This window comes from Rhizobium deserti (assembly GCF_004358025.1).
In the GTDB taxonomy this organism is placed as follows: domain Bacteria; phylum Pseudomonadota; class Alphaproteobacteria; order Rhizobiales; family Rhizobiaceae; genus Neorhizobium; species Neorhizobium deserti.
Map to the genome: position 1 here is coordinate 1 of NZ_SMTL01000004.1, position 24,030 is coordinate 24,030.

At 59.3% G+C, this 24,030-nt stretch carries 22 protein-coding genes and 1 tRNA gene; 16 read left to right on the forward strand and 7 right to left on the reverse strand.

Annotated features, from left to right (window positions below):
* The first annotated feature begins 33 nt into the window (after positions 1-33).
* Positions 34-110 (forward strand) — tRNA-Met (locus tag E2F50_RS15745).
* Between the two features lie 611 nt (positions 111-721).
* On the opposite strand, the gene E2F50_RS15750 is transcribed toward E2F50_RS15745, so the two are convergent.
* Positions 722-1,030 (reverse strand): hypothetical protein, encoded by a 309-nt coding sequence (locus tag E2F50_RS15750; RefSeq protein WP_133317137.1) that lies wholly within the window; start codon positions 1,028-1,030, stop codon positions 722-724.
* A 75-nt stretch (positions 1,031-1,105) separates the two neighbouring features.
* On the opposite strand from E2F50_RS15750, the gene E2F50_RS15755 reads away from it, so the two are divergent.
* The gene (locus tag E2F50_RS15755; RefSeq protein ID WP_161974177.1) at positions 1,106-2,020 is read left to right on the forward strand and encodes an SDR family oxidoreductase; all 915 of its coding nucleotides are present in this window, start codon (positions 1,106-1,108) and stop codon (positions 2,018-2,020) included.
* A gap of 107 nt (positions 2,021-2,127) precedes the next feature.
* Positions 2,128-2,904 carry an SDR family oxidoreductase gene (locus tag E2F50_RS15760; RefSeq protein WP_133317139.1) on the forward strand — a complete coding sequence of 259 codons (777 nt, stop codon included), beginning with the start codon at positions 2,128-2,130 and terminating at the stop codon, positions 2,902-2,904.
* 809 nt (positions 2,905-3,713) lie between these two features.
* On the opposite strand, the gene E2F50_RS23260 is transcribed toward E2F50_RS15760, so the two are convergent.
* From E2F50_RS23260 to E2F50_RS15790, 5 genes are all read right to left on the reverse strand, one after another.
* A complete protein-coding gene (locus E2F50_RS23260) occupies positions 3,714-3,914 on the reverse strand; it encodes a hypothetical protein (protein ID WP_202615476.1) in 201 nt (66 codons plus the stop codon).
* A 75-nt stretch (positions 3,915-3,989) separates the two neighbouring features.
* Positions 3,990-4,253: a DUF982 domain-containing protein gene (locus tag E2F50_RS15770; RefSeq protein WP_133317141.1), complete on the reverse strand. Its 264-nt coding sequence runs from the start codon at positions 4,251-4,253 to the stop codon at positions 3,990-3,992.
* A gap of 115 nt (positions 4,254-4,368) precedes the next feature.
* Positions 4,369-4,872, reverse strand: coding sequence for a DUF2243 domain-containing protein (locus tag E2F50_RS15775; protein WP_133317142.1), 504 nt, complete (start codon positions 4,870-4,872; stop codon positions 4,369-4,371).
* A 515-nt stretch (positions 4,873-5,387) separates the two neighbouring features.
* Positions 5,388-6,464, reverse strand: a complete 1,077-nt coding sequence (locus E2F50_RS15785; protein ID WP_133317144.1) for a Gfo/Idh/MocA family protein — start codon at positions 6,462-6,464, stop codon at positions 5,388-5,390.
* Positions 6,461-7,450: an MDR/zinc-dependent alcohol dehydrogenase-like family protein gene (locus E2F50_RS15790; protein ID WP_133317145.1), complete on the reverse strand. Its 990-nt coding sequence runs from the start codon at positions 7,448-7,450 to the stop codon at positions 6,461-6,463. Before E2F50_RS15790 ends, E2F50_RS15785 begins: the two co-directional genes overlap by 4 nt.
* Positions 7,451-8,037: 587 nt before the next feature.
* Here E2F50_RS15790 and E2F50_RS15795 point away from each other — a divergent pair.
* The 10 genes from E2F50_RS15795 (at position 8,038) to E2F50_RS15840 (ending at position 20,258) form a co-directional block, all read left to right on the forward strand.
* Positions 8,038-9,144, forward strand: a complete 1,107-nt coding sequence (locus tag E2F50_RS15795) for an NAD-dependent epimerase/dehydratase family protein (RefSeq protein WP_133317146.1) — start codon at positions 8,038-8,040, stop codon at positions 9,142-9,144.
* Positions 9,141-11,189 (forward strand): NAD-dependent epimerase/dehydratase family protein, encoded by a 2,049-nt coding sequence (locus E2F50_RS15800; protein ID WP_133317147.1) that lies wholly within the window; start codon positions 9,141-9,143, stop codon positions 11,187-11,189. Before E2F50_RS15795 ends, E2F50_RS15800 begins: the two co-directional genes overlap by 4 nt.
* A gap of 35 nt (positions 11,190-11,224) precedes the next feature.
* A complete protein-coding gene (locus tag E2F50_RS15805; protein WP_133317444.1) occupies positions 11,225-12,301 on the forward strand; it encodes a glycosyltransferase family 4 protein in 1,077 nt (358 codons plus the stop codon).
* Between the two features lie 2 nt (positions 12,302-12,303).
* On the forward strand, positions 12,304-13,434 hold the full coding sequence (locus E2F50_RS15810; protein WP_133317148.1) for a CgeB family protein: 1,131 nt from the start codon (positions 12,304-12,306) through the stop codon (positions 13,432-13,434).
* Complete coding sequence (locus tag E2F50_RS15815; RefSeq protein ID WP_133317149.1) at positions 13,431-14,522, forward strand: CgeB family protein; 1,092 nt, start codon at positions 13,431-13,433, stop codon at positions 14,520-14,522. The genes E2F50_RS15810 and E2F50_RS15815 overlap by 4 nt, the downstream gene beginning before the upstream one ends.
* The gene (locus E2F50_RS15820; protein ID WP_133317150.1) at positions 14,519-15,634 is read left to right on the forward strand and encodes a CgeB family protein; all 1,116 of its coding nucleotides are present in this window, start codon (positions 14,519-14,521) and stop codon (positions 15,632-15,634) included. The genes E2F50_RS15815 and E2F50_RS15820 overlap by 4 nt, the downstream gene beginning before the upstream one ends.
* Positions 15,635-15,650: 16 nt before the next feature.
* Positions 15,651-16,694 (forward strand): UDP-glucuronic acid decarboxylase family protein, encoded by a 1,044-nt coding sequence (locus E2F50_RS15825; protein WP_133317151.1) that lies wholly within the window; start codon positions 15,651-15,653, stop codon positions 16,692-16,694.
* Positions 16,695-16,697: 3 nt separating this feature from the next.
* A complete protein-coding gene (locus tag E2F50_RS15830; protein ID WP_133317152.1) occupies positions 16,698-17,453 on the forward strand; it encodes a TIGR04290 family methyltransferase in 756 nt (251 codons plus the stop codon).
* Positions 17,454-17,523: 70 nt separating this feature from the next.
* Entirely contained in the window at positions 17,524-18,324 is an 801-nt protein-coding gene (locus E2F50_RS15835) for an SDR family NAD(P)-dependent oxidoreductase (RefSeq protein ID WP_133317153.1), read from the forward strand.
* A 146-nt stretch (positions 18,325-18,470) separates the two neighbouring features.
* Positions 18,471-20,258 carry a thiamine pyrophosphate-requiring protein gene (locus E2F50_RS15840; RefSeq protein WP_133317154.1) on the forward strand — a complete coding sequence of 596 codons (1,788 nt, stop codon included), beginning with the start codon at positions 18,471-18,473 and terminating at the stop codon, positions 20,256-20,258.
* 45 nt (positions 20,259-20,303) lie between these two features.
* Here the strand turns inward: E2F50_RS15840 and E2F50_RS15845 are convergent, their stop codons facing one another.
* Positions 20,304-20,933 carry a GntR family transcriptional regulator gene (locus E2F50_RS15845; protein ID WP_133317155.1) on the reverse strand — a complete coding sequence of 210 codons (630 nt, stop codon included), beginning with the start codon at positions 20,931-20,933 and terminating at the stop codon, positions 20,304-20,306.
* Between the two features lie 122 nt (positions 20,934-21,055).
* Here E2F50_RS15845 and E2F50_RS15850 point away from each other — a divergent pair, with 122 nt between their 5' ends.
* The 3 genes from E2F50_RS15850 to E2F50_RS15860 all read left to right on the forward strand — a co-directional run bounded on the left by E2F50_RS15850 (position 21,056) and on the right by E2F50_RS15860 (position 24,030).
* The gene (locus tag E2F50_RS15850) at positions 21,056-22,480 is read left to right on the forward strand and encodes a M20 family metallopeptidase (RefSeq protein ID WP_133317156.1); all 1,425 of its coding nucleotides are present in this window, start codon (positions 21,056-21,058) and stop codon (positions 22,478-22,480) included.
* A gap of 108 nt (positions 22,481-22,588) precedes the next feature.
* Complete coding sequence (locus tag E2F50_RS15855; RefSeq protein ID WP_133317157.1) at positions 22,589-23,308, forward strand: ABC transporter permease; 720 nt, start codon at positions 22,589-22,591, stop codon at positions 23,306-23,308.
* Positions 23,308-24,030 carry an ABC transporter permease gene (locus tag E2F50_RS15860; RefSeq protein WP_133317158.1) on the forward strand — a complete coding sequence of 241 codons (723 nt, stop codon included), beginning with the start codon at positions 23,308-23,310 and terminating at the stop codon, positions 24,028-24,030. The genes E2F50_RS15855 and E2F50_RS15860 overlap by 1 nt, the downstream gene beginning before the upstream one ends.

Consider the following 24,030-nt stretch of genomic DNA (forward strand, 5'->3'; position numbering starts at 1 on the left):
AACAACTAAACTGCGTCGCAGTTACATCAATAACGCGGGGTGGAGCAGCCCGGTAGCTCGTCAGGCTCATAACCTGAAGGCCGCAGGTTCAAATCCTGCCCCCGCAACCAACAAAACTTGTAAATTCTCCCACTCGGGAAACTTCTTCAAAAGCTCCTCCGCATAATCGCTGAGGAGCTTTTTGCGTTCTGCCCGCGTGTAATCGCCCGGACCGCAGCCAGGCCATCAATGCTTTCTGCCCAGGTGAAAGGAACTGCTGCCCCATCAGGTCGATCACCTCCTTGGATGCAATAATCTTGGCGATCGATCCCAGATAGCAAGGAGCGAGCCCCCATCCGGGTGCCCGCCTTACACGTAGCGGGTTGAAGGTCGGTAAGACGAGCAGTGGGCGGCGCCGATCAGCTCGATGTACGGCCTTATTCGCTCTACGTGTTGGCGCCGGACGGGGGCGCAACTGGTTCCCGGTTTTCAGAGCTTGATGCAGACCAACCTGGCGCTGCTCAGCATACGAATATCGGCTGTTGGTAACCGGGGTGACGACTTTCCGCCTCAATGAAAGCCTTGAACCTCGGGAGCAACAGGCGTTCCGCTGATCCATAAGACAGCTGGACAGCCAAGCCACAGCCATGAGCGACGAGATCTACCGTCCGACGAGGGCGGAAGGGCGTCCCTCGACATTGCGGGATAGAGCGTCCCGGACATTGTAGAGCAGGAGCGCCCATTAGGGGTAGCCGCTATTGGCATTGATCAGCTTGCTGCCGTGTTGCTTCCCCTCCTGCTGCTTCCGAGTTTTGTTTCTGCGCTCAGCATTCTTTCGAACTTCAGAACGGGAGGTCTGAGCTGGAATGGCGACCGATCGGAACATTTGCTTGCTGGGAGCACTTTCGTATTCGTCACAGGAGAACGACATGCACTGTTTCTTGGTCTCGGCGAATGGGAGGCTGATGGGCGCCAAGCGCAGCGTCTGCCCGCAAGGTGAAGCCGTCCCGACCAGTGCTGCGGCCAGCGGCAACAGGAAGATGATGCGCAAAAAGTGGAAAAATCCTCCCAGCCCTTCCTCGCACCAATCATGAGCAGCGCAAGCAAGCCAGGTGCAGGTGAAACGATGGCTGGTAGCGGCACTAAAGTAGTGGTCATTACCGGCGCTTCCAGCGGTATTGGCCGTTCCACTGCTCATGCCTTCGCCCAACAAGGCGCCGCGGTCATTCTAGCAGCGCGAGACAAGCAAGCCCTGGAAATGGTGGCGCAGGAGTGCAGGCAAAGAGGCGGCAGAGCCCTGGTTTTTCCGCTGGATGTTTCCGACGAAGCGCAAGTCTCCGCTCTGGCAGACGCCGCAATAGAGGCCTTCGGCAGGATCGACGTCTGGTTGAATTGTGCGGCCGTGTTGATGTTCGGGCGCGTCGAGGACCAGTCAGCTGATGCGTTTCGGCGGGTGATCGATATCAACCTGTTCGGCTATGTATACGGCACTCGAGCGGCGATCAGGATCTTCAAGAACCAGGAGAACCGCGGCGTCCTTATCAATGTCGGCTCGATGCTGGGCGCCTCAGGCGAACCCTATTTAGCGGCCTATGTGACCAGCAAAGCCGCTATCCGCAGCTTCACGACCTGTACCCGCCAAGAAATGCAAATCTATCCCAACATCCATGTCTGCACTGTTCTGCCCGTCGCCATGGATACGCCGATCTATCAGAAGGGCGCCAACTATTTCGGTAAGGCTGTTAGGTCCATGACGCCGATCTACGCCGTGGAGCGGGCAGCCAATGCCATTGTCAGGCTTGCCAAGCGTCCGGCAGCCGAAACGATTGTCGGGACCTATGGCCATGTCCTCGGCCTTGCCCTTCGAATATCGCCTCGCCTCATCGAACTGCTGATCGGGCGTTTTGCCCCACGCATCCAGTTTGAAGATGCCCCTTTGGGGGATCATGACGGCAACCTCTTTATAAGCCGGAACCCGCAATCCAAGGACGGTGGATGGCGTAAATATTGGCTCGACACGATCCGCCGGCGCCGGGCCTGAACAGTCAGGTGTCGAGTCGGCCTGATAGGCCCTATTGTCTGATTAGTGCCGGAACTAAGCCTGCCTAGCCACGGTTATGCCAGCCATCGATCACAAGGAAACCGCGGATGACATCTCTCGTCGCACTCGTTACGGGCGCCGGATCAGGCATAGGCAAGGCTTCTGCGCTGGCTCTTGCCGCAGAAGGCCTGAAGGTGGGGGTGCTTGGTCATACCGAGGACGAACTCGCCCAGACGGTCGACGAGATCAAAGGAAAGGGCGGAGAAGCCATTGCCCTTCTTGCGGACATTTCCGATGAGGCGCAGATGGTTCAAGCAGTGGCGGATCTGGTCAAGCGATATGGCCGGCTCGACGTGGTCGTCGCCAATGCAGGCATTAATGGAGTGTGGGCGCCGATCGACGATCTGAAGCTCGACGAGTGGAACAAGACGATCTCCATCAACCTCACCGGCACCTATCTTACCATCCACACGACGGTCCCGCATCTTAAGAAGTCGGGTGGGGGCTCCATCATCGTGGTCTCCTCCATCAACGGCACACGCACGTTCACAACGCCCGGAGCGACCGCCTATACGGCGACTAAGGCCGGACAGGTGGCTATGGTGCAGCAGCTGGCGCTGGAACTGGCTCGCCATCATATCCGCATCAACGCCGTCTGCCCTGGCGAGATAGAAACGCATATCGATGCCAATACCAGCCTGCGCAACGAAGACGAGACTGCCATTCCCGTGATCTGGCCGGATGGGCAGGTGCCGATTACAGGCGGGAAGCCTGGCCGCAGCGAAGATGTCGCCAATGTTATCGCCTTCCTTGCGTTGGAGAAGTCCCGACACATTACCGGATCACCTATCTGGGTGGACGGCGGGCAGGGATTGCTGCGGTAACGGCCAGCATGCCGCCCCCCGTGGTGATCGTCTAGCTGGAAACTCATGACCTTTCCGCTGGTTAATAGCCTGCATCGTGATGGCAAGGCTCCGGCCTGGAAGTTGTGGGCAGGAGCATCTTGGCTAGCTGCAGCGCTCTGAATTGACCAACCGGCGCCGAGGCTTGAGATCGACGAGTTAGCGCGGCCAAGCCGAAGTGGCTGCTCTCTCGGGATCACCATGCTAGATGACGGCATGCATCAAATTTCGCAAAGGAGGCCCAACCACCACTGAATCACGCCTAAATTCTCGCCCGAGCCACCAGGGACCATATCCTATCCTTCTCGTCGGAGCTTGTATTTCCAAGGATCTTGGGCTTGCCTCCTGGCAATTGCTGACGGAACGGATGGCTGATGAACTCGGGCTGACAGGTCAAGGCATCGGAAATCTATAGAGGCCAGCGGCTGACACCGTGGCAAGTACGGCTGCCCACACAGGCTCGTGCGCGCGTTGCAGAGATTGAGGTTCGGTGGACGAGGAAGAGGCAGGCTTCCGGGGCAATATCGTGCAAACCGAGAGCTTGGACATAGGCCCCTTCGCTGGGGGCATGTCCTCAAAGAGCCGCGCACCTAATTCGCGGGAGAGGATGAACAGGAGCCAGAGGCAGAGGCGGCAAATTCCGGACCCTTCACAGCCATCTGCAGGCTGGTGACCTGTACCTTCGTCTCAGTCTTCGGATCAATTTTTTGCGCTATCCTAATGCTCGTCAACCCATATGCCTGCCTCCTCGCACGCTGCCTTAAACACGTCCCAGCCGCGGGCAGGGCTGCTCAAGCCGGCAAGCGCCTCGATGCAGACCGCGCGAGCTGCTTCATGTTGCTTTCCGGCTGGCACGGGCAGGCATTCAAAAGCCAATGCATCGCATCTGCGGGACCGGATACGGTGATGCGCCGGCCTTCGATCATGATATTCACCGAGGGCTGCCATGCAAGCGATGCGTCGGCCGGGATCATCTCGTCGAACTTGTTCATTGAGGCTCCAGGTATAGCCATGCTGGCCTTGCGGCAGTGGCAAACGCATAGGGATCAAATTGGCGGCTCGTTATTCTAGTCCAGCATTTGAGCTTCGATCGACGCGCGCATGAAAGCGTCCCGGGCTTGATCACAAAGCAGTTGCTTTGTCAGTGCAGCGGTACAGGATCGCTTTGCTGCCTGGTAATGCTGGCCTCGTTGCGCCGGCCAGCGGTAGGTCAGGCATTCTAGCGCTTCTCTCGGACCACGGATGGCTTCCGGCATCCCGAACCCCACCCTCACCCAAATCGGGGCGAGCCAGCGTGTATCAAGGCTGGCCTCGATCGTTTCATGTTTCATTGTTATGTTTCCCTAGACCCGCCGAAGAACTGAGACAGGGCAAGCTGGTTCCCGGTCCGTACGATGCCGGACGGTCGGATCTAGCTGGTTGCTGAGCTTGATGATAACGGACCCGCTAAGGTTCTGAATGCTGGCCTTTCTTCAGGAGCAGCCATCCTCCGGCAAGCATGCCCACGCCCCAGATCAGGAATCCGATGTCCCAATAGATCCACTGCTCACTCGGTACCGTTTCGTTCACGTGGTGCAGGCCGAGGATCTGGTGATTGACCACGCCTTCCACGACATTGAAAAGGCCAAAGCCAAGCAGGAGCGAACCGATCAGCAGCTTGCTAGACCAATAAAAATGCCGGCGATGGGCAGAGCGCCACAGAGTTACCAATCCCACAACAAGGAAAATATAGGTGCAGACGTGAAACAGGCCGTCGAGAAGTGTGTTGAGCTTCAGGTTGTCGACGCTGTTAGGCGGAAAGCCTGCGCTTGTGACCATGTGATGCCATTGCAGCACCTGATGCAGGATAATCCCGTCAAAGAAGCCCCCCAAGCCGAGACCGAAGAAAATTCCGGCAGAGATGGGGAAGCTCGCCGCTTCCGAGGTTTCATTCGCGCCATTTTTAATCATGGTCGTGAGAACAAGGGGTAACGAACTTGGTTCCAGCTGCTACAAGTCCAGTTATCACGGAACCAGCAGGGACTTCGTCGGTTGGGCGCTCGCTGAACAAGAGGGAGCGAGATGCCGCAGCAGAACCCGTCCACACGCAATGATCTTGTGATTCGAAGTGCTCTTCCCGGATGGCTTATCAAAGTCCTGCGGGACAATGGCGTAAAGCGGCTCAGCAGGCTGCAGGAGATGACCGACCATCAACTGCTGAAGCTGCCTGGAGTAGGCTCCCGCTCTATCGAAATGATCCGGACGGAGCTGCAAAATATAGGTCCTCTACCTTCGGATCCGACAGCGCACTGACATATCAACGTCAGCGACTGAAGCAATAATCGTCAGTTGATGAGGAATGTGCTGATGATCTGCTTTTGTGAAAGCGCAAAGAAAACCCGCCGAAGCGGGCTAAGTAGAGCAAACAGCTCTAGGAGAGGTAGGAACCAGATGACTGAGTTCCTGTCAGGCCAACCGTTGCGGCCTTACAAAGGTTCCTGTCGGTACGTTAGCGTACTTTCCGACTTCAGGTCCTGCTGAGCGCTATAGATCCCGTCGATCGTCTCGGTAACCTGCAGGATGGTCTCGCAGGTGGGGTCGTAGGCCTTGCTGCGTGCCAAATGCATAGCCCATGCGCTCGCTGCTCGACCACCCCATTCATCCGGCGGTTCGGCAAGGATTTCCCGTGAGGTTCCGTAGAAACGTTCTGAGCGGAAATCATAGAAGGAGCCGTTCACGTTGCGCATGGACGCGCCGCCATTGGTGCCAAAGAAGCTCGCCTCAATGACCGCGTCCTGGCCTGCCTGCAGCCGCCATGAGCAGGCAAGGCGCAGCACGGTGCCGTTTGCCAACGTCACTGTTGCCACGGCGTAATCCTCCACTTCGCCAGAACCAGGATCAAGCGGTCGTCCGCCCGCCATCAACTGGCTGGATACAGAGGTGACGGCGGGAAAATCCAAGCACCACAGCGCCATGTCGACGATGTGCACGCCAAGATCCATGACGCAGCCGCCACCGGACAGCGATTTGTTGTAGAACCAGGGCTTGTCCGGCCCGTAAGCATTGTGGAAGGTCAGATCGGCGGCAAAGATCTGGCCAAGTTCTCCGGAGCGGATGATATCCCGGATCCTGGCCAGACCTGCAGTCTGGCGATAGGAGAAATCGACATGCAGGAGTCGGTCCGCCGCCTTTGCCGCATGGATGACATTCTTCACTTCCGTCGCACTGCGGCCAAGCGGCTTCTGGCAGAAGACGGAAACGCCCGCTTGTAGTGCCTGGATTGCTTGTTCCGCGTGGCGGGCGCTCGGGGTCGCGATGACGATGCCGTCGATATCGCGGGCCAGCAGTGCATCGAGACCCTCCACAACTTCTGCTCCGGGCGCTAGCGCCTGGGCTTCCCGCACCATTTCGGCAGATGGATCGGCGATAGCGACCGCCTGAGCCAGATTGGTGTCGAGAATGGCTTTCATGCGGTGCCGCCCGATCCAACCAACGCCAAGAAAGCCAAGCCTAAGAGGCGTGGCTGCAAGGACGAGATGGTCGTCGGTTTCAAGCTCGTTCATGCGTAGCTCACCAAGGCTTTGAGGAAGTTTCCGGGCCGGTCGCGGGTGGCGTCCAGGGCCTTGTCCAGCTGTTCCAAAGGATAGCTGTGCGTATAGAGTTCGGAGGGATCAAGCTGGCCGGCAACCACGGCATCGACGGCCTGGTGAATTCCGTCGATGTAGATCGCCGGATCACGTTCATGGGCGTTGATCACGTCCAGCCCCCGCCAGTTCCAGAGCTGCATATTAATCTGGCGTGGCCCGTCCTGATGGTAGCCGGCAATGATCAGGCGGCCCCTTTCCCTCGTCAGTTCTGCGGCAAGGTCCAGCGGCCATTGCTTGCCGACTGCCTCGATGACGCGGTCGCAGAAGCTTCCTCCGGTCAGTTCGCGGACCGTTTCGATAATCTCCCAATGATCCTCCATGGCTATGGTCTCGGCCGCACCCATGCGTTTGGCAACTTCCAAGGAGTAGGGGCGACGCGATATGGCAATGACCCGTGCTCCCGCCCGCGACGCGAGCTGGGTCAGAAGCGCGCCTAGAAAACCGATGCCAATGATCGCGACCGTTTGGCCGGCCTTAATGTCGCTGCGGTGGAAAATATTCATCGCGCAGCCTAAAGGTTCTCCGGGAAATGGCTTGCCGTCCAGCGCATCGGGCAACTTTACGATCATTTTTTCCTCGGCGATGTCATGGCTGGCATAGGCGTGGTAGCTAAGCGCCGCGACCCTATCCCCCAAGCGCAGGCTAGAAACATTGGCGCCTAGGGCATCCACATATCCCCAGCCTTCGTGACCTAAGCCGCCTGGCTCGGTTGGAAACTGCATCCATTCCGGGCCTGCCCATGGCACAAGGTTCGAGGCGCAAACGCCGCAACCTTCTAGCCGGATGCGGACTTGCCTCTCCGCGGGCTCAGGCAGGGCAAGCGTCTCAACTTGAACTGCTCCTGGTCCGGTGACGATGGCAGCTCGCAACAAGCCTGCCCGCGCGTTCGCCGTGATATCCATAATGTTTCTATCTCCGCTGACTGTCGAATATGGCGGACGGATCAATTTCGGAAAGAGGAAAGAGTTCCGGATGAAGATGAAGATGATGATGCATCCCATTATGGTTGACGCTGGATCTGCAAACACAATTCGTAGCCGTGCAGTCTTTCATTCCGTGATTTCCTCCGGCGCCACCTCGACCTAGAGCGTGGCGGCAATAGCCGAAACCATGGCGATCAGCTTGGTGGTCTCGTGCTTGTTGAGGAGGGATAGTTGCAAGTTATCCGATGCGGCAATCAAGGCGTTGTTATTATTGCCCCAGCCGTTTGAAATTGCTTCTCATCTGGTGTGGCGGTTTCGCTGGCGTCTCCTGCCGATCTGTCGCTTTCGTCATTCGCTTCGCCCCTCATTGAATTGTGTCTAACAAAGCCCAAATTTCCCGCTTCACTAACCGATCCCGTGACGCCAAGGGATGTCATTGATGATCGTTAGTGGATGTCATTGATGATGTCATTGATGACAAAGATGTCATTGATGAAGGAACTTTCTGTTCCAAGTCCGGTTGTTGAGCCATCGACAACCCTCTTCCTCAAATTTCAGGGCATCCAATGGCAACAATTCTTGTAACTGGTGGTTGTGGTTTCATCGGTCGCCACGTGACTGAAGAGCTTCTTGATAACGGTTATCAGGTCCGCATTCTCGATGCGATGATCGACCAGGTACATGCAGATGCGGAAGCCGCTGTTCCGGATGCAGCGGAAGTCATTCGGGGCGATGTACGGGACAAGGAAGTCGTGGAGGCGGCTCTGGTGGGTGTCGACGCTGTGCTTCACCTTGCTGCCGAAGTGGGTGTCGGCCAATCCATGTACGAGATCGCGCGCTATGTAGGCGGCAATGATCTTGGTACGGCCGTGCTTCTTGAAGCTATGATCGGCAAGGGTATCCGCAAGATCGTCGTCGCCTCCTCGATGAGCGTTTACGGGGAAGGCCGCTATCAGGCTGCGGGTGGTACTTCGCTTGGTCTCGTTCGCCGCAAGGCGCAGCGGATCAAGGAAGGGCAGTGGGAGCCGATTGGAGCAAGTGGTGAGGAACTGACGCCGGTCCCGACCGACGAAGAAAAGCCTGTCGATCTCGCATCGATCTATGCGTTGACCAAGTACGCGCAGGAAAAACAGGTACTGATCTTCGGCGAAGCTTATGGTGTTGAGGCCGTGGCCCTACGTCTATTCAATGTCTTTGGAGCCGGTCAGGCGCTTTCCAACCCTTATACAGGCGTACTTGCGAACTTTGCTTCGCGCCTTGCCAATGGTCAGCCGCCGATGATCTTCGAGGATGGCCGGCAACGGCGCGATTTCGTGCATGTACGAGACGTCGCGCGCGGCTTCCGACTTGCTCTGGAAAAGCCAGCCGCCACCGGTCACGTGATCAATATCGGCAGCGGCCAGGCCTATACGATAGCCGAAGTGGCGAGCCTCCTTGCCGAAGCCATGGGCGTTCCGGAGATCGCGCCCGATATCATGAACAAGGCCCGTTCAGGCGATATCCGCAATTGCTTTGCCGATATTTCGAAAGCGCGCGAACTGCTCGGCTTCGAGCCGCAGCACAAGCTGGAAACCTCACTTGGTCCGTTTGCCGAATGGGTTCGCAATACCGGGGCCGTCGACCGCGGCGCGGAAATGAAGCGGCAGCTGGAAGAAAGGGGTCTCGTGTCATGAGGGCTTCTTCATCGACCGGAGACAGGGGCACAGGCCAAACCGGAAGCTACGGCTTTGCGGAATGGTTCAGGCCGGGCGAATATCAGCGCACGGAGCAGATCCTGCCGGACATCATCGCCAGCGGCGCGAGCTACCTGCGCACGCATCTTTCCTGGGCGGAATATCTGGCGGCTGGCGGCGAAGAATGGTTCGACTGGCTGATCCCACAGGTCGGGACGAAGATCGACCTGATGCCCTGCATCCACTATACGCCGCCTTCCATGTCGCGGACGGGCCGCTCGTCCGGCGCGCCGCTGGATCTGAAGTCCTATGCCGATTTCGTCGATCACGTGATTAGCAGATACGGCAAATACTTCAGCCATATAGAGCTATGGAATGAGCCGAACAACCTGCTCGATTGGGATTGGCGGGAGGACGGCGACTTTCTGCTGTTTTGCGAAATGGTGGGTGGCGCAGCCCACTGGGCCAAACAGCGCGGCTACAAGCCGGTGCTGGGCGGTCCATGTCCGTTCGATCCCTATTGGCTCAACCTGATGGGCGAGCGCGGCGTTCTCAACGTCGTCGATGCCGTCGGCTTTCACGGCTTTCCAGGCACCTGGGACAGCGAAGAGGGCACATGGGGCGGATGGGACATGCATCTCGGCGAGATGCGGCGCATTCTTGACCGATTCAACCCTGCCTCGGAAATCTGGATCACCGAGACCGGCTATTCCACCTGGCGCAGCGACGAGATGGAGCAGGCTCGCCGCTTCATGAAGGCGCTCAGTGTGCCCGCCGAACGCATGTATTGGTATTCCTGGCAGGATGTGGCGCCCGACGTGCCGGTGCAGGAAGGTCTGTGGTTCGACCCGCGGCATTATCACTTGGGCGCAGTTACTCATGACAACCAGCCCAAGCTGCTGGCCCGGCTGTTGATGGAAGGTGGCGTGTCGCGCCTGGAAGAGGTGATGCAGCTTGCCACGCCGAATATTGGAAGAGGCGCCGCACCGATCGTGGTGACCGGCGGCAGCGGTTTCATCGGGTCGAACTTGGCCGACAGCTTCCTTCAGGAGGGCGAGGATGTTGTCATCCTCGACAATCTCGGTAGGCCTGGGGTCGACCAGAACCTCGCCTGGCTGACGCAACGCCATGGCGCGCGCGTACATCCCATCCTTGCGGATGTGCGGGACCTGCGCAGCATTGAGTCAGCCTTCACCGATGCGAAGGCGGTCTTTCACCTAGCCGCCCAGACGGCAGTGACGACCAGCCTAGTGCACCCGATCGATGACTTCGAAGCCAATGCCCGCGGAACCGTCAATGTGCTGGAATCCGTGCGCAAGGCGGGCAAAGGAGCTCCCGTCATTTTTGCCAGCACCAACAAGGTTTATGGCGCTCTTGAAGATCTCGAAATGCTCGAGATGGAAGATCGTTACATACCAGCGGACGAGCGCGTCCGCGCTCACGGGATCGGCGAAGACAGGCCCATCAGTTTCTGCACCCCATACGGCTGCTCCAAGGGTGTCGCCGATCAATATGTGCTCGACTATGCGAAATCCTACGGCATCCCGACGGCCGTGCTGCGCATGAGCTGCATCTACGGGCCGCGCCAGTTCGGCACCGAAGATCAGGGCTGGGTCGCTCACTTCCTGATCCGCGCACTGGCGGGAGAGGAGATCTCGATCTACGGCGATGGCAAGCAGGTTCGCGACATCCTGCATGTGGACGATGCCGTGGCGGCTTACCGCGGACTGCTTGCCTCCATCGGCCAGGTGACGGGACGGGCCTTCAATCTGGGGGGTGGGCCACGAAATTCCGTCAGCATTCTCAGCGTCCTGCGCGAAATCGAGAAGCTGACCGGACGGCCGCTGGAAACCAAGTTCAGCGATTGGCGTGCCGGCGACCAGTATTTCTTCGTCGCCGACACCCGCACGCTTGAGCGGGAGCTTGGCTGGGAGGCGAAAGTTGGGTGGCATAGCGGTCTGCGGCATCTCGCGGAATGGTTGGTGGAGAACCGATTTGGCGGCCGGCCGCTGCTGCTTGAAGAAAAGCGCAAGGTCCGTGCATGAGCGGGCTCAGGCGACCGTCCGCGATCCGTGTGATGATGACCATCGACGCTGTCGGCGGCGTATGGCGTTATGCCATGGATCTGGCGGCCGGTCTGCGGGAGCAGGGGATCGTTGTGGTCTTTGCCGGGCTGGGGCCCAAGCCGTCCGCCGCCCAGCACCAAGAAGCAGAGGCGCTTGGTCGGCTTTGCTGGCTCGACGACGCAGCCCTTGACTGGATGGTGGAAGAGGAGTCCGCGCTCGCCAATGTCGGCGCCCTCCTGGCTGACATGGCTGCACAAGAAAATGTCGATCTGCTGCATCTCAATCTACCGTCCCAAGCTAATGGGCTGGATACCGCGCTTCCTGTGGTCGTGGTCTCCCATTCCTGCGTCGTCACCTGGTTTTCCGGCGTTCGTAAAAGCCCCGTGCCGGAGAGCTGGCGCTGGCATTTCACGATCAACCGCAATGGTTTCGATCGGGCCAGCGTCGTGGTCGCGCCGAGCCGCAGCCATGCCGATATGCTTGAAAATGCTTATGGCAAGATCGACCATTTGAAGGTCGTGCACAATGCCAGCCGCACGCCTTTTTCGTCCGGAAACAAAGAGAATCTCGTCTTAGCGGCAGGCCGCTGGTGGGATGATGGCAAGAATGGCAGAGTTGTCGATGAGGCAGCCGAGAGGCTGCACTGGCCCCTCGTCATGGCTGGATCCAATCAAGGTCCAAGCGGGCAGTATTTGCCGATCCGGCACGCCATGCACCGTGGCGAGCTCTCCCATGAGGCTGTGATGGCGCTGATGAAGCGTTCAGCCATTTTCGTTTCGCCATCGCTTTACGAGCCGTTCGGCTTAGCTCCTCTTGAGGCCGCACGGACCGGCAATGCCCTGGTTCTGGCCGATATCCCAACCTACCGCGAACTCTGGGAAGGCTGCGCGCTATTTGTCGATCCGCAGGATGCGGAGGCTTTCGCCACGGCTATTAACCGGCTTTGCGATGACGCTGCTCTGCGCAGCGAGCTTAGTGAAAAGGCATCGGCGCGGTCGGCTGCATTCGGTCCGGAGCCGCAGGCAGAGGCCATGGCATCGGTTTATGCCGATCTCTTACGGCACAAAATGACGCTAACAGCTGCGGAGTGACCATGAAGTTTGTTTTTTACACTCACTCGCTGATTTCGGACTGGAACCACGGCAACGCGCATTTTCTGCGCGGCATCATGCGTGAGCTGATCCGCCGCGGGCATGATGCGGTGGCGCTGGAACCGGAAGGTGCCTGGAGCCGCGTCAACCTGGTGCAGGACCAGGGACCCGCTGCTCTGGCAGCATTCAAAGCGACTTTTCTAGAGCTGCGGTCTGACATTTATGGTGCGGATTTTGATCATGAAGCAGCAGTCGCCGATGCCGACGTGGTGGTCGTCCATGAATGGACCGAGCCTCAACTGGTCGAGCGGATCGGGCGGGCACGTGCCGATGGCGGCAAGTTCACCCTGCTTTTCCATGATACGCATCATCGCGCCGTGTCTTCGGAAGGCGATATCGCCGGCCTGAAGCTGACCGACTATGACGGTGTCCTCGCCTTTGGCGAAACATTGCGGCAGCGCTATCTGAAGGCAGGCTGGGGCCGCACCGTGTTTACCTGGCACGAAGCCGCCGACGATAGCCTGTTCAAGCCGAGACCGGAGGTCGAGAAGAGCGGCGATCTCATCTGGGTGGGCAACTGGGGCGACGACGAGCGGTCTGCAGAGATCCTCGAATTTCTTGTCGAACCAGCCAAGGAACTCGGCCTGAAAACTCAGATACGCGGGGTCCGCTATCCGGACCACGCACTTGAGGCGTTGAAGAATGCCGGCATTGCCTTCGGCGGCTGGATCGCCAATGCGGAGGTGCCTGCAGCCTTTGCCCAATACCGGGTGACGGTCCACATCCCCCGCCGGCCCTATATCGAGAACCTGCCAGGCATCCCGACCATTCGTCCCTTCGAGGCAATGGCCTGTGGCATCCCGTTGATTTCTGCACCCTGGGACGATGCCGAACATCTGTTTCGCCCGGGACAGGATTATCTCGTTGCGGAGAACGGGGAGGCAATGAAAGCTCGGCTTGGGGACGTTCTCTCCGACACTGATCTGGCATCCTCGCTGATCAGCTCCGGGCGCGAAACCATCCTTTCTCGCCACACCTGCCGCCACCGCGTCGACGAACTGCTCGCCATCCTGTCGGATTGCGGAACCGTCCGCGTCACCGAAAAGCTTGCCGCCCGGGAGGCCGCCGAATGAAGATCGCCTTTTATGGATCGAGCCTGGTTTCGGCTTACTGGAATGGTGCAGCCACCTATTACCGCGGCCTTCTACGGGCACTGGCTGACAAGGGTTACGACATCACCTTCTACGAGCCGGACGTCTACGACCGGCAGAAGAACCGCGACATCGACCCGCCGGAATGGTGCAAAGTCGTTGTCTACGAAGGGACTGTCGAGGCCTTGAAAGCCGTCGCCCGTTGTGCAGGAGAGGCGGATATCGTCGTCAAGGCCAGCGGTGTCGGCTTCGAGGACGACCTGCTGCTGGATGAGGTTCTCGATGCCTCTCGCCTAAACGCCCTGAAGATATTCTGGGATGTGGATGCGCCCGCCACGCTTGCAGAACTACGCGCCGCTCCGGAACACCCTCTTCGCAAGGCGCTGCAGCGCATCGATCTGGTGATGACCTATGGCGGCGGCGATCCAGTCGTCAACGCCTACCGCTCTCTCGGGGCGCGCGACTGCATTCCAATCTACAATGCGCTTGATCCGCAGACGCACCACCCGGTGCCGGATGATGGTCGTTTTTCCGCCGATCTCGGATTCCTAGGCAATCGCCTGCCGGATCGCGAAGCGCGCGTCGAACACTTCTTTCTTGAGCCTGCGTCAAGGCTGACGGACAAAACCTTTCTGCTGGGCGGTTCAGGCTGGCAGGACAAGTTGATGTCCAGCAATGTCAACTATATCGGGCATGTCTCGACCCGCGACCACAATGCCTTCAATGTTACCCCGAAGGCTGTCCTCAATATCTCGCGGGCCAGCATGGCCGAGAACGGATTTTCACCGGCGACCCGCGTATTCGAGGCTGCCGGTGCGGGTGCCTGCCTGATTACCGATTACTGGGAAGGCATCGAGCTCTTCCTGAAACCCGGGGAAGAGGTACTGGTCGCCCGCGACGGCCAGGACGTGGTCGATATTCTTGCCGGCCTTACAAGCGAGCAAGCCCTAGCCATTGGCAAGAATTCCTTACAGCGGGTGCTTGCCGACCATACCTACGCCAGCCGGGCCGAAACCGTGGATGCGCTCTTCCGTCAACACATGGGCGCGCGCATGGAGGCTGCGGAATGACCAAGCCACTCGACATCGTCATCATCGGCTTGTCGCTTTCGTCGTCCTGGGGAAATGGCCATGCCACGACGTTTCGGGCGCTGATCCGCGGGTTGAAGGAAGAAGGACACAGGGTCCTATTTCTCGAGCGGGATGTTCCTTGGTATGCCAGCCAGCGCGATCTTGCCGATCCGGATTTCTGCACCCTGTGCTATTATTCCAGCGTTGATGAACTGGTTTCGACCTATGCCGGCAAGATACAGGCGGCGGATGCCGTTATCATCGGCTCCTACGTTCCGGAAGGCGTGGCCGTCACCGATGCGGTCGCGGCGCTAGGCCCGAAGAAGCTCTGCTTCTACGATATCGACACGCCAGTGACGCTGGCAAAGCTCGACCGCGGGGACGAGGAATATCTGAAGCTCGCGCAGGTCCCGCTGTTCGACGGCTATTTCTCGTTTTCGGGCGGCGAGGTCCTGAAAAGGCTGGAGCGCGATTATAAGGCGCAGAAGGCGATCGACCTTTATTGCTCCGTCGATGCCGACCGTTACCAGAACACGGGCGAGGCCTTCCAGTGGGATCTCGGCTATCTCGGAACCTATAGCCCCGACCGGCAGCCGGTCTTGGAGCGACTGCTGATCGAGCCGGCGCGGGCCCTGCCGCATATGCGTTTTGTGGTAGCAGGCCCCCAATATCCCGCCGACATAGACTGGCCTGCCAACGTCGAGCGGATCGACCACCTGCCGCCCGCCGAACACCCGAGTTTCTACAGCCGTCAGCGGTTTACCTTGAACGTCACCCGTGCCGACATGGTCGCTGCCGGCTGGTCCCCAAGCGTTAGGCTCTTTGAAGCTGGGGCCTGCGGCACACCGATCATCAGCGACTTCTGGCGTGGGTTGGATGAGCTGCTGCCCGATGGAGAGGCCCTCGTTATTGCGCGGGAAACTTCCGATGTCATCAAGGCGTTGAGCGAGATCGATGAAGACAAGCGGCAGGCGATCGCCACGGCCGCGAGGCACATCGTGATGAAATCCCATACCGGCCTAGCCCGAGCTGGGCAGCTGGTTTCGGCCATCCAGGCTTTGCCGATGCGCCACCATGATGCGCATTCCCTGTTAGACCGTATTTCAGCCTGAGAGCGAGGAGATCTTGATGTTGCAACGGACCCGTGACGGAAAAAGCAAAACCATCCTGGTGGCCGGCGGCGCCGGTTTCGTCGGCTCTCATCTGTGTGATGCCCTGCTCGCCCGCGGCGACCGGGTCATTTGCGTCGACAGCTATCTGACCGGTTCGACGGAGAATGTCCTGCCGTTGAAGAACCACCCGAAATTCCGGCTGGTGGAAAAGGACATATGCGATCTGCGCGAGATCGACGAACCCGTCGACCAGATCTACAACCTCGCCTGTGCTGCATCTCCGCCGCAATATCAGGCAGATCCGGTTCATACGATGATGACCTGCGTCGCCGGGACAGGCAATCTGCTTTCGCTTGCCGAACGGCACGGTGCCTCTTTCCTGCAGGCGTCTACCAGCGAGGTTTACGGCGATCCCGAGGAGCATCCGCAGCGGGAAGATTACCGTGGCAATGTCAGCTGCACCGGGCCACGCGCCTGTTATGACGAAGGCAAGCGCGCCGCCGAAGCTCTCTGCTTCGACATGTTGCGGGCAGGCAGGGCCGATGTACGGGTCGCGCGCATCTTCAATACCTATGGGCCGCGGATGCAGCCCAATGACGGCCGGATCGTTTCAAACCTTCTCGTTCAGGCGATTTCCGGCAAGCCCCTGACGATCTACGGCAGTGGCGAACAAACGCGGTCCTTCTGCTATGTCACCGACCTGGTGGCGGGCCTGATGGCACTAATGGATGTGGATCCCAATCCGAATGCACCCGTCAATATCGGCAATCCGGGAGAATTCACGATCAACGAGCTGGCTGAGATGGTTTTGGCCATGGTGCCGACCGGCTCCAAGATCGTTTACAAGCCGCTGCCGACGGACGACCCGCAGCGCCGTCGCCCGGATATCTCGCGTGCTAAGGATCTCCTGAAATGGGAGCCGAAGGTTGCGCTGGCAGAAGGTCTGCAGCAGACGGCAGACTGGTTCACCACAGCTTTGGGCGAGGCCACATCGCGCCGGGCTCCCGAGCGTGTCACGCGTCGACCGTTTGTTGCCGAGAGCCTTCCATTGGGAGCCTGAGCCATGGATGCTGCCAGAAGCAGAAATGGTGAGCTCGAACGGCGGATCGCTGATCTAGGTCCCTGGTTCCAGAACATCGAGATCAAGGGCGTTCACACCGCCCCGGACCACTTTCTCGGCGATTATCCTGCCTTCAAGTGGCGGGGTTTCGAAAGCGTCGTGCCTGAAGATCTCCAAGGCCGCAGCGTCCTGGATGTCGGCTGCAATGCCGGCTTCTACTCGTTTGAAATGAAAAAGCGCAATGCCGGGCGGGTTCTCGGCATCGACGCCGATCCTCATTACCTGAGCCAAGCGCGCTTTGTGGCCGAACAGACCGGACTGGACGTCGAATTCGAACAGATGTCCGTTTACGACGTTGCGAAGATCGGGGAAAAGTTCGACCTGGTGATCTTCATGGGCGTACTTTATCACCTGCGCCACCCGCTCCTTGCCCTTGATCTTCTTTACGAGCATGTGGTCGGCGACCAGATGCTGTTTCAATGCCTGCAGCGTGGCGATGAACGGGTTCCGGACCTGCAGGAGAACTACGACTTTTCCGAATGGGCAATCTTCGATCAGCTGGATTATCCCAAATTGTTCTTCGTCGAGGAACGCTATGCGTCGGATCCAACCAACTGGTTCATCCCCAATACCTCGGCGATGAAGGCCATGCTGCGCAGCTCAGGTTTCGTGATCGAAGCCAATCCCGAACGAGAAGTCTATCTATGCCGGCGGGGTGATCGTCATTACGCCGTGGAGGCCCCTCCGAAGATCGTTTGACCAAGGTCGCTGGAACCTGGAACCGCTGCGCGCTCGGCAAGTTGGGTTATCATCAAAAGGAGAAAGCCCAATGAATCCCATCGCAACAGGAAAAGGTTTGGCGGTCGTCACAGGTGCTTCCACCGGTATCGGCTATGAGCTTGCCAAATGTGCGGCACAGCAGGGTTACGATCTGGTCATCGCCGCAGACGAACCGCAAATCCAGGAAGCGGCGCTGAAACTCAAGGAATTTGCTGTCAGCGTTGAAGCCATGCAGGTGGATCTAGCCACGCAGGATGGAGTTCGCCGCTTTACTGCCGGCATTGCGGCCTTGGGGAAGCCGGTCGACCTGCTTATGGCGAATGCCGGGCGAGGTCTCGGAGACAGTTTCCTTGATGAAGACCTTCAACAGGCCCAGCGCGTCGTCGATACCAATATCATCGGAACGATCGCCCTGATCCACGATATCGGCAACCGGATGAAGACCCGTGGTCAAGGACGCATTCTATTGACGGGTTCCATTGCAGGCTTCATGCCTGGCAGCTTCCAAGCCGTCTACAACGCCACGAAAGCCTTCATCAACAGCTTCTCTTTTGCGCTCCGGGACGAGCTCAAGGGAACCGGCGTTACGGTCACCTGCCTCATGCCCGGCCCGACGGATACGGAATTTTTCGAGCGTGCGGATATGCTCGATACCCCGGTCGGCCAAGGCAAGAAAGACGATCCGGCTTTCGTGGCCAAGGTCGGTTTCGAAGCCATGATGGACGGCGAAGGGGATGTTGTTTCCGGCTGGAAGAACAAGCTGATGTCGGCGGCAGCCAACCTCACGCCGGCCGGAATGCTCGCCAACCAGCATCGCAAGATGGCTGAGCCGGAACAGACAAAAAACTAGGCGAGATCGGGGCGGAGTTTCTCCCGCCCCTCCTTTGGTATTGCAGAGCTAGGCGGGTTCGTCCGCCGGCTCGCCTGTAGCCGCGTCCGGGTCAGTCACGGCGTCTCGCCACCGATTCGGGGCGATCCAGCTCTTCGAGGTGTTTTATGTCGGATACTGTTGGCGATTTCATCGTAGCGCGTCTGCATGCCTGGGGCGTGCGCCGCATGTTCGGCTATTCCGGCGACGGCATTAACGGCGTGTTCGGCGCCCTGAACCGGGCCGGAGGGAAGATAGACTTCATCCAGGCGCGGCACGAGGAAATGGCCGCCTTCATGGCTTCCGCCTATGCCAAATTTTCCGGGGAGCTCGGCGTCTGCATTGCGACATCGGGACCGGGCGCCAGCCATCTCGTGACGGGCCTCTACGACGCCCGCCTCGACCACCAACCGGTGCTCGCGATCGTCGGGCAGCAGGCTCGAAGTGCCATCGGCGGGCATTACCAACAGGAATTGGATCTCCTATCACTGTTCAAGGATGTTGCGGGTGATTTCGTGCACCAGGCAGCGACGCCTACGCAGGTTCGCCATCTCGTCGACCGGGCAGTGCGCATAGCACTTGCCAATAAGACCGTGACAGCCCTCATCCTTCCGAACGATCTGCAGGAAATGCCGTATCAAGAACCCCCTCGGGAGCATGGCACGGTTCATTCAGGGGTCGGCTATCGGGCGCCGAAAACGGTGCCCCACCAGAGTGATCTGGAAGCTGCCGCCGATATTCTGAACGCCGGAGAGCGGGTTGCCATTCTGGTCGGCGCCGGCGCATTGGGGGCTACCGACGAGGTGATCGCGGTGTCGGATCGCCTGCAGGCAGGCGTCGCCAAGGCTTTGCTCGGCAAGGCCGTGCTGCCAGACGACCTGCCTTGGGTTACCGGGTCGATCGGTCTGCTTGGAACAGAGCCATCCTGGGAACTAATGCGCGAGTGTGACACGCTGCTGATGATTGGTTCGGGATTTCCCTATTCCGAGTTCCTTCCCCCGGACGGCCAAGCCAAGGCGGTCCAGATCGACCTGAAGGCCGACATGCTGTCTCTTCGATATCCAATGGATGTCAACCTGGTTGGCGACGCCGCCGATACACTGAAGGCCCTGCTGCCGCTTCTGAAGCAGAAAGAAGGAGATTGGCGCCACAGGATCGAAAAAAGCACCGCCAAGTGGTGGGACTTGCTCGAGGAGCGCGCCATGGCGGAAGCCAACCCGGTCAATCCGCAAAGAGTGGCGTGGGAATTGTCTCCGCTGCTTCCCGATCATGCCATCGTCACCAGCGATTCCGGCTCCTGCGCCAACTGGTATGCACGCGACATCAAGATGCGCCGCGGCATGATGACATCCCTGTCGGGCGGCCTTGCCTCCATGGGAGCAGCGGTGCCCTACGCCATTGCCGCGAAATATGCCCATCCCGACCGGCCGGTCATTGGCCTCGTTGGTGACGGGGCCATGCAGATGAACAACATGGCCGAACTGATCACGGTTGCGAAATACTGGCGGACCTGGGCGAATTCCTGCTTCGTGATCTGCGTTTTCAACAATGAAGACCTCAACCAGGTCACCTGGGAGCAGCGGGTGATGGCAGGGGACCCGAAGTTCGAGGCGTCGCAGAACATTCCCAACGTGCCCTACCACAAGTTCGCCGAGCTGATCGGGCTGAAGGGCATATATGTGGATGATCCGGAGCGGCTGAGCGATGCCTGGAAAGAAGCACTGACCTGTGGGTGCCCAACCGTTCTGGAGGTCAAGACAGATCCGGAAGTGCCGCCTCTGCCGCCACATTTCACCTTTAAGCAGATGAAGGCGATGACCAGCGCATTGATGAAAGGTGATCCCAGTGAAGCGGGCATCATCAAAGGCACTGCCCGCCAGATCCTAAGCTCGATCCTGCCCGGGAGAATAAGCTGAGGTCTGTTCGTCCAGCGGTTGCCTGATCAAGCCAGGCAGGTTTTGTCAGGACTGGCGAATGTGCCGTTCGACCAGTTCCCGCAGCCCGATTTCATCCTTCGCCTGAAGCGCATCCACCATCTGGTGATGCTCCCGGGCAGATATCTCGACTCGTGCGCGGGTTTTCCATTGAGAAACCGGCGCCGAGGATGTCCGTTGGCGGAGTTCGGCGATCACGCTTTCCAGTTCGCCATTGCCGGACAGGCGAACGAAGCCGCGATGAAAATTCAGATTGGCCTCATAGAGCTCGAGCACGGTCCCGTGCAGGGTGAGCTCTTCGAAACGCTCGGCCAGTTTGCGCAGGTTGTCGATATCTTCAGGCGAAGCATGCTGAATGACCTTCGAGACGATGCCGGTTTCCAGCAGGATACGGATTTCGGCGATGTCCGAGGCCTGTTTTCCATCCGCCGAATAGACGTGGTAGCCACGGTTGGGCACGTGTTCGACCACCCGCTTCTGCGCCAGCCGGTCCAGTGCTCGGCGAATTTCATTGCGTCCCCGTCCATACCGGCTTTCGAGGTCGATTTGCTTCAGCCATGCACCAGGCGGAAAAAGGCCGCTTTGGATGTCCGTCAGGATCAGCTGGGTGGCGTCGGTTTCCTCTTCCAGGGAAGGAGCGGCGAAGAAAGTCGTCATGAACCTGATCTCGTCTTCATCAGAGGCGATTTGCACAAGAACTAATCAAAAAATCCGGTTGCGCAAATGATATTCTGTTCGTAGATTGGTACCAATTTTGGATGAAATAGAAAATAGCCAGCATGAAAAATTCTGATGCGGTCTGGGATCTGGTCGAGGAAAAGACGGCTGCCTTCGCTGATCTGAGCGATCGCGTCTGGGAGGTTCCAGAAACCAATTACGAAGAATATCGGGCGGCAGAAGCTCATGCCGAACAGCTTGAGGCGGAAGGTTTCCGGATCACCCGCAATCTTGCCGGCATGCCGACGGCGGTCATGGGTGAGGCTGGCCAAGGTGGGCCGGTGATTGCCATCCTCGGCGAGTTCGATGCGCTGCCGGGTCTAAGCCAGGTGGCCGGACTTCCCCAGCCCCGGGAGCTTGTTCCGGGTGGCAATGGGCATGGCTGCGGACACAACCTTCTCGGCGCCGGATCGATGCTCGCCGCTGCCGCCGTCAAGGATTATCTTGCGGCGAATCATCTTCCAGGCCGGATCCGTTATTACGGATGTCCTGCGGAGGAAGGTGGCTCTTCCAAGGGTTTTATGGTGAGGGCCGGCGTCTTCGACGACGTGGATATCGCCATCTGCTGGCATCCCGCCGCCTTTGTCGGTGTCAATAATCCGATTTCTTTGGCCTGCAACGAGCTGAATTTTCATTTCACCGGTCGCGCGTCGCATGCAGCAGCAACGCCGCATCTGGGCCGTAGCGCCCTCGATGCCGTCGAGCTGATGAATGTCGGCGTCAACTACCTGCGCGAGCATATGCCATCTACAGCGCGCATCCACTATGCCGTCACCGATACCGGCGGCCACGCGCCGAACGTGGTGCAGGCGCGTGCTTCGGTGCGCTATCTGGTGCGGGCGCGAGACCTGCCGGATCTGCTGGAACTGGTCGATCGGGTCAAGGATGTCGCCGCCGGTGCAGCCTTGATGACCGGGACAAGCGTTCGCAGCGAAATCATCAGCGGCGATGCGAACCTGGTGGGCAATACGCCACTCGAGACCCTGATGCATGGCCATATCGAGCGTATCGGGCTGCCTGCCTTTGACGATGCCGATCGGGCAACCGCCGCCGAGTTCCAGAAGACGTTCAGCGCCGCCGATATAGCCGCCTCCTTCGCGCGCTTCGGGCTGAAGGTCCGCAAAGGGGTTTCGCTCTGCGATGTGATCTTCCCGCTCTACGGTGGCGACAGCTCGATTGTCGGCTCCACGGATGTCGGCACCGTCAGCTGGGTGGTTCCAACCGTGCAGGTGCGCGGCGCGACCTATGCGGTCGGCACGCCTGGCCATTCCTGGCAATTGGTCGCCCAAGGCAAACTGCCGGCGGCGCACAAGGGCATGGCCCACGCTGCCAAGGTCATGGCATCGACCGCTGCGGAACTCTTCCTCAAGCCGGAGCTGATCGCCGCGGCAAAGGCGGATCATGCCGAGCGGCTGGCAGACACGCCCTTCGTCAATCCTATTCCCGATGACGTACAGCCGCCGATCCCCGAGAGGCGTCATGCGTAACGCTCTGCAGCCCGATCCGCAGGCGTTCCCCGTGCCTGATTGCCAAGTCGGCGGCTGGAGAGACAACGCCCATCTTGGGCGGCAGGCCCTGCAATGGGCGGCATTCCTATGAACCAAGCGACGATATTCGATCTGATCGGCACTGGACCCAATGGCTGGGGACCAGCGCTTGCGGCTGGCGCATTGATGACGATCCTGATCGCAACCGCCGGTTTCTTGATCGGGGCAGTGTTCGGCTGCCTCGGCGCATGGGCCAAAATTTCCGGCGGCCCTGTGACCCGAGCCATTGCCGGCACCTATACCACCGTACTGCGCGGCATCCCCGACCTACTGGTCATCTACCTCTTTTATTTCGGCGGCAGCGCGGTCGTCACGGCAATCGGTCGCCTGTTCGGGGCGACGGGGTTTATCGGCTTTCCGGGCTTTCTGGCTGGCGCGCTTGCGGTCGGGATCACCTCGGGAGCACAGCAGACCGAAGTGCTTCGGGGCGCCTATCACGCCGTACATCCGGGAGAACTCGAAGCGGCGACCGCCTGCGGCATGTCGAGCTGGGTCCGCTTCCATCGCATCCTCGCGCCGCTGGCATTGCGCTATGCACTGCCGGGAATGGGTAATGTCTGGCAGGTCGTGCTGAAGGAGTCGGCGCTTGTTTCGGTGACCGGCGTCGTCGAACTGCTCCGGCAGGCGCAGATCGGCGCCGGCTCGACCAGTCTGCCATTCGATTTTTACATCATCGCCGCGGCTATCTATCTGGCCATCTCGACAGTGTCGGGCGGCCTGCTGCAATTCAGCGAGAGACGTTTTTCCCGCGGCGTGAGGAGAGGCTGATGGACCTGCCTTTCCTTTACGAGACCTTCCTGACCCTGATCTCTGCAGTGCCGCTGACGCTGCAGCTTGCAGCGAGCGCCATCATTCTCGGCGCGGTGCTGGCCCTGGGTCTGGCGCTCTGCCGGCTTTCCGGCATCCTGCCGCTCGACTGGCTTGCGCGCGCCTACATCTTCGTTTTTCGCGGTACGCCGCTGCTGGTGCAGATTTTCCTCATCTACTACGGTCTTGGGCAATTCCGCGAAGTGCGCCAGAGCATGTTCTGGTTCGTGCTGCGCGACCCTTATTGGTGCGCCGTGATCGCGCTGATGCTGAACACAGCTTCCTATTCGGCGGAAATCATCCGCGGCGGCCTGCTGGCGGTGCCGCATGGACAGATCGAGGCGGCCCGCGCCTGCGGCATGTCGCGGCTGCTGGTGTTTCGGCGGATCACCATGCCGCTCGCCATCCGCCAGGCACTGCCGGGCTATTCCAACGAGATGATTTCCATGGTCAAGGCGACCTCGCTCGCCTCGGTCATCACCATCATGGAAGTGACAGGCGTCGCCGCCAAGCTTATCTCCGAAACCTACCGGGCGGTGGAAGTCTTTATGGTGGCGGGGGCGATCTATCTTGCCATCAACTTCATCCTCACCCGCTTCGTGGCCATCGCCGAATACCAAATGAGCCCGCATCTGCGTCAGCCGGCCAGCCTGCGCGACGTCCCCGCGGCAGAAGCGAGATAG

What these genes read in the sequence shown, in the direction of transcription:
- E2F50_RS15815 (WP_133317149.1), top strand. Translation starts at nt 13,431, where the DNA reads ATGAAGATCGCCTTTTATGGATCGAGCCTGGTTTCGGCTTACTGGAAT.
- E2F50_RS15775 (WP_133317142.1), bottom strand. Translation starts at nt 4,872, where the DNA reads ATGATTAAAAATGGCGCGAATGAAACCTCGGAAGCGGCGAGCTTCCCC.
- E2F50_RS15790 (WP_133317145.1), bottom strand. Translation starts at nt 7,450, where the DNA reads ATGGATATCACGGCGAACGCGCGGGCAGGCTTGTTGCGAGCTGCCATC.
- E2F50_RS15830 (WP_133317152.1), top strand. Translation starts at nt 16,698, where the DNA reads ATGGATGCTGCCAGAAGCAGAAATGGTGAGCTCGAACGGCGGATCGCT.
- E2F50_RS15820 (WP_133317150.1), top strand. Translation starts at nt 14,519, where the DNA reads ATGACCAAGCCACTCGACATCGTCATCATCGGCTTGTCGCTTTCGTCG.
- E2F50_RS15795 (WP_133317146.1), top strand. Translation starts at nt 8,038, where the DNA reads ATGGCAACAATTCTTGTAACTGGTGGTTGTGGTTTCATCGGTCGCCAC.
- E2F50_RS15800 (WP_133317147.1), top strand. Translation starts at nt 9,141, where the DNA reads ATGAGGGCTTCTTCATCGACCGGAGACAGGGGCACAGGCCAAACCGGA.
- E2F50_RS15825 (WP_133317151.1), top strand. Translation starts at nt 15,651, where the DNA reads ATGTTGCAACGGACCCGTGACGGAAAAAGCAAAACCATCCTGGTGGCC.
- E2F50_RS15805 (WP_133317444.1), top strand. Translation starts at nt 11,225, where the DNA reads ATGACCATCGACGCTGTCGGCGGCGTATGGCGTTATGCCATGGATCTG.
- E2F50_RS15840 (WP_133317154.1), top strand. Translation starts at nt 18,471, where the DNA reads ATGTCGGATACTGTTGGCGATTTCATCGTAGCGCGTCTGCATGCCTGG.
- E2F50_RS15845 (WP_133317155.1), bottom strand. Translation starts at nt 20,933, where the DNA reads ATGACGACTTTCTTCGCCGCTCCTTCCCTGGAAGAGGAAACCGACGCC.
- E2F50_RS15850 (WP_133317156.1), top strand. Translation starts at nt 21,056, where the DNA reads ATGAAAAATTCTGATGCGGTCTGGGATCTGGTCGAGGAAAAGACGGCT.
- E2F50_RS15785 (WP_133317144.1), bottom strand. Translation starts at nt 6,464, where the DNA reads ATGAACGAGCTTGAAACCGACGACCATCTCGTCCTTGCAGCCACGCCT.
- E2F50_RS15835 (WP_133317153.1), top strand. Translation starts at nt 17,524, where the DNA reads ATGAATCCCATCGCAACAGGAAAAGGTTTGGCGGTCGTCACAGGTGCT.
- E2F50_RS15810 (WP_133317148.1), top strand. Translation starts at nt 12,304, where the DNA reads ATGAAGTTTGTTTTTTACACTCACTCGCTGATTTCGGACTGGAACCAC.
- E2F50_RS15755 (WP_161974177.1), top strand. Translation starts at nt 1,106, where the DNA reads ATGGCTGGTAGCGGCACTAAAGTAGTGGTCATTACCGGCGCTTCCAGC.
- E2F50_RS15770 (WP_133317141.1), bottom strand. Translation starts at nt 4,253, where the DNA reads ATGAAACATGAAACGATCGAGGCCAGCCTTGATACACGCTGGCTCGCC.
- E2F50_RS15860 (WP_133317158.1), top strand. Translation starts at nt 23,308, where the DNA reads ATGGACCTGCCTTTCCTTTACGAGACCTTCCTGACCCTGATCTCTGCA.
- E2F50_RS15855 (WP_133317157.1), top strand. Translation starts at nt 22,589, where the DNA reads ATGAACCAAGCGACGATATTCGATCTGATCGGCACTGGACCCAATGGC.
- E2F50_RS15760 (WP_133317139.1), top strand. Translation starts at nt 2,128, where the DNA reads ATGACATCTCTCGTCGCACTCGTTACGGGCGCCGGATCAGGCATAGGC.
- E2F50_RS23260 (WP_202615476.1), bottom strand. Translation starts at nt 3,914, where the DNA reads ATGAACAAGTTCGACGAGATGATCCCGGCCGACGCATCGCTTGCATGG.